Source organism: Nguyenibacter vanlangensis (genome assembly GCF_013376155.1).
Taxonomy (GTDB): Bacteria; Pseudomonadota; Alphaproteobacteria; order Acetobacterales; family Acetobacteraceae; genus Gluconacetobacter; species Gluconacetobacter vanlangensis.
In genome coordinates this window covers 1-779 of the sequence record NZ_JABXXP010001036.1, presented here as the reverse complement: position 1 = coordinate 779, position 779 = coordinate 1, and the positions used below count along the sequence as shown (strand labels likewise).

Annotated in this window: 1 protein-coding gene; it reads left to right on the top strand. The window is 72.4% G+C overall.

What is annotated here, in order from left to right; all coding sequences use genetic code 11:
- Window positions 1-18: 18 nt before the first annotated feature.
- Window positions 19-779: HAD-IC family P-type ATPase (locus HUK84_RS21050; RefSeq protein WP_374729405.1), on the top strand; the 761-nt coding region annotated here is incomplete at its 3' end.

The window sequence follows — 779 nt, the reverse complement described above, 5'->3', positions numbered from 1 at the left end:
CTGGCCGGCATGGGGGCCATGTTCGCCGGCCGGCCCGACCTGCTGCCGCCCCCGGCGCAATGGGTGCTGGCGACCCTGGTGCAGGGCATCTGCGGCCGCGATTTCTACCGCCATGCCTGGAACGCGCTGCGCGGCGGCGGCGCCAACATGGACGTGCTGGTCGTCATGGGCACCAGCGTCGCCTGGCTGGCCAGCACCGCCACCCTGCTGCTGGGCCATGCCGGACCGCTTTATTTCGAGTCCGGCGCCACGGTCATCACCCTGGTCCTGCTGGGCCGGCTGCTCGAAACCCGCGCCCGCGACCGCACGCGCGCGGGCGTGGAAAGCCTGATGCGCCTGCAGCCGCAGATCGCCCATCTCGACATCGACGGCACGATCCAGGACCGGCCGGCCGGCAGCCTGCATGTCGGCGACGTCTTCATCGTCCGCCCGGGCGAAAGCGTCCCGGTGGACGGCACCATCCTGCAAGGCAGCTCCGACATCGACGAATCCATGCTGACCGGCGAGGCCGTGCCGGTCGGCAAGGGCGCGGGCGACCCGGTGTTCGGCGCCACGATCAATCGCGACGGCGTGCTGCGCGTCCGGGCCCGGCGGGTCGGCGCCGACACCACGCTCGCCCGCATCGTCCGCATGGTCCAGCAGGCCCAGGGCAGCAAGGATCCGGTCCAGCATCTGGTGGATCGGGTCTCCGCCGTCTTCGTGCCGGTGGTGCTCGGTATCGCCGCCCTGACCTTCCTGGCCGGCTGGGCGGTCACCGGCCATCCGGCGGGCGCGCTGAC